The organism is Acinetobacter towneri DSM 14962 = CIP 107472 (assembly GCF_000368785.1).
In the GTDB taxonomy this organism is placed as follows: domain Bacteria; phylum Pseudomonadota; class Gammaproteobacteria; order Pseudomonadales; family Moraxellaceae; genus Acinetobacter; species Acinetobacter towneri.
Map to the genome: position 1 here is coordinate 558,922 of NZ_KB849689.1, position 2,259 is coordinate 561,180.

General features: G+C 36.6%; 5 protein-coding genes. 2 read left to right on the forward strand and 3 right to left on the reverse strand.

Annotated elements, in window-relative coordinates; translation table 11 throughout:
* The coding region (locus tag F947_RS14270) for a transposase (protein WP_004973751.1) at positions 1 to 142 on the reverse strand (142 nt) is incomplete at its 3' end.
* Positions 143 to 194: 52 nt separating this feature from the next.
* Here F947_RS14270 and F947_RS07020 point away from each other — a divergent pair.
* The gene (locus tag F947_RS07020; protein WP_026438553.1) at positions 195 to 665 is read left to right on the forward strand and encodes a Dps family protein; all 471 of its coding nucleotides are present in this window, start codon (positions 195 to 197) and stop codon (positions 663 to 665) included.
* Between the two features lie 85 nt (positions 666 to 750).
* Here F947_RS07020 and F947_RS07025 read toward each other — a convergent pair whose 3' ends face one another.
* Together F947_RS07025 and F947_RS07030 are read right to left on the reverse strand one after the other, a co-directional pair.
* On the reverse strand, positions 751 to 1,398 hold the full coding sequence (locus F947_RS07025; protein ID WP_004973756.1) for a peroxiredoxin: 648 nt from the start codon (positions 1,396 to 1,398) through the stop codon (positions 751 to 753).
* A gap of 24 nt (positions 1,399 to 1,422) precedes the next feature.
* Complete coding sequence (locus tag F947_RS07030; protein ID WP_004973758.1) at positions 1,423 to 1,830, reverse strand: rhodanese-like domain-containing protein; 408 nt, start codon at positions 1,828 to 1,830, stop codon at positions 1,423 to 1,425.
* A gap of 235 nt (positions 1,831 to 2,065) precedes the next feature.
* On the opposite strand from F947_RS07030, the gene F947_RS14275 reads away from it, so the two are divergent.
* Positions 2,066 to 2,259, forward strand: a 194-nt coding sequence (locus F947_RS14275) for a transposase (protein ID WP_000743266.1), incomplete at its 3' end; no start/stop codon positions are given.

Here is a 2,259-nt window from a genome sequence, read left to right on the forward strand (position 1 = left end):
TGCCGCCATATTTGGACTTCCACTTGTAGAATGTAGCAGAGCTCATACCATGTTCGCGGCACAAGTTCGGTATGGGTGTTCCTGCTTCAGCTTGCTTCAAGATACTCATGATCAAGCTGTCTGAATACTTAGATGTTTTCATAGAAAATCTCCTTAAATCAAGGTTATTCGATTTTCTACTTTTAAACTCAATTATTTTTAGGGAGGATTACCGTATCTCTCAAGATAATCGCGCAAAAATTGTCGAAGGTTTATCCCGATTACTCGCTGATAGTTACACTTTATATTTGATGACTCATAATTTTCACTGGAATGTCACCGGACCACAGTTTAACAGCCTGCACAACATGTTCATGGACCAATATACTGAACAGTGGAATGCACTAGATGTAATTGCTGAGCGTATCCGTGCTTTAGGTTTTCCTGCACCAGGTACTTATAAGCAATTTGTAAAATTAGCTTCAATCAAGGAAGTCGAGAGTGTTCCTAAAGCAAATGAAATGATTCAGTTACTGGTTAATGCACATGAAGCGGTTGCGAGAACTGCAAGAAGTATATTTGATGTTGTGGATGAGGCGAATGACCAGCCAACAGCAGATGTACTCACACAACGATTAGATATTCATGAGAAAACTGCATGGATGTTAAGAAGTCTTTTAGAATAAATTTTGTCAGATGATAAATAAAAATATGAGGCTAACTGCCTCATATTTTTATTACTACAATTTGAAGTAAAGAACTAATTTTAAATTATAGTGATTTAGTGCTGTAGTACCAATCTACATAGTTGTAGCCTTCAGATTTACGTGTATCAGCAGCTTCCATTGTTACTGGTGGTGGCACAATCACTTCTTGGCCCGGTTGCCAATTTTCAGGTGTAGCAACTTTGTATTCATCAGAAGTCTGTAACGCTTTAAGTACACGAAGAAACTCATCAATACTACGTCCATTACTCATAGGGTAATAAACCATTGCACGTAAGATACCTTCAGGATCGATAATAAAAGTCGCACGAACAGCTGCTGTATCACTAGCACCTGGTTGGATCATGCCATAAGCTTTGGCAACTTCCATTGAAAGATCGGCAATAATTGGGAATGGGATTTTAATGCCAAAATTTTCTTGAATACTACGTGCCCAAGCAATATGTGAATGTACACTATCAATTGATAAACCTAATAGTTCACAGTTCAGTTCAGCGAATTGCTCAGCGCGAGTTGCAAAACCCATAAATTCAGTAGTACAAACAGGTGTAAAGTCAGCTGGATGTGAGAAAAGAACTAACCATTTTCCCTTGTAATCTTCTAAACTTTTCATACCATGAGTAGTTTTGGCATTGAAATTTGGTGCTGGCTTATTTAATTGTGGAAATGTTACAACTTCATCTAGGTTAGACATTTACAGTCTCCTTAGGGGGGGGAATTAATTTAAATAAGAAATGGTTGGATAACCTGCATCAATCCAAGCTTGCATACCACCTTCTACAGAATAAAGTTTTTCAAATCCCATATTTTGAAGTGCTTGAATTGATAGAGCTGAACGAGCTCCTGTACCACAGATTAAATAAATATCTTTTTCTGATAGTTCCTGTAAAGAATGTTCAATTTCGCAATGGTGATTCACTAGGGGATGTTGGGCTATTTTCATTTCCAGCATCCCTCGTGGAAAATTTACAGCTCGATCAATAGCTACAGTTTTGTATTCTTCAGGTTCACGAACGTCTATTAAAATTAAGTCAGGATATTCTAAATATTTCTCGTAGAGCTTCTCGACTTTTATTTCAATAACCTTATTTTTAGTTTCAGCTATTAGCTGGTTTGGGGTTTTCATAATATCCTTTTGAAGTAGATATCAATATAGTTTATGTATTTATAATATAATAAGTATTCTCATTATTGTCTAATATTATTAAACTTCTTTCATAAATCAAAAAGCAATCTTCTTTCTGATCCTTAGTTCAAAGCGATACATTGGTATCTCATTGTCAACTTTTTATTTAATGATTAAGCAAGGCTTTGTTGCACAAACCTATCTGTAAAGGCTTTTTCAGCGATATAATTTTCAAATGAAGAAGCCTACACACAAAATCTACCGTACAACCAATTGGCCCGCATATAACCGAGCACTCATGAGTCGCGGAAATATTGCCATTTGGTTTGATCCTGCTACGCAATGGTATGCTCCATCAAAAGGCAAACAAGGGCGAAATCAAACCTACTCCGACGCAGCTATCCAATGCTGCTTAATGATTAAATCCTT

Excerpts from the sequence above, each read along its gene's own strand:
- F947_RS07025 (WP_004973756.1), bottom strand. The coding sequence starts at position 1,398 with ATGTCTAACCTAGATGAAGTTGTAACATTTCCACAATTAAATAAGCCA.
- F947_RS07030 (WP_004973758.1), bottom strand. The coding sequence starts at position 1,830 with ATGAAAACCCCAAACCAGCTAATAGCTGAAACTAAAAATAAGGTTATT.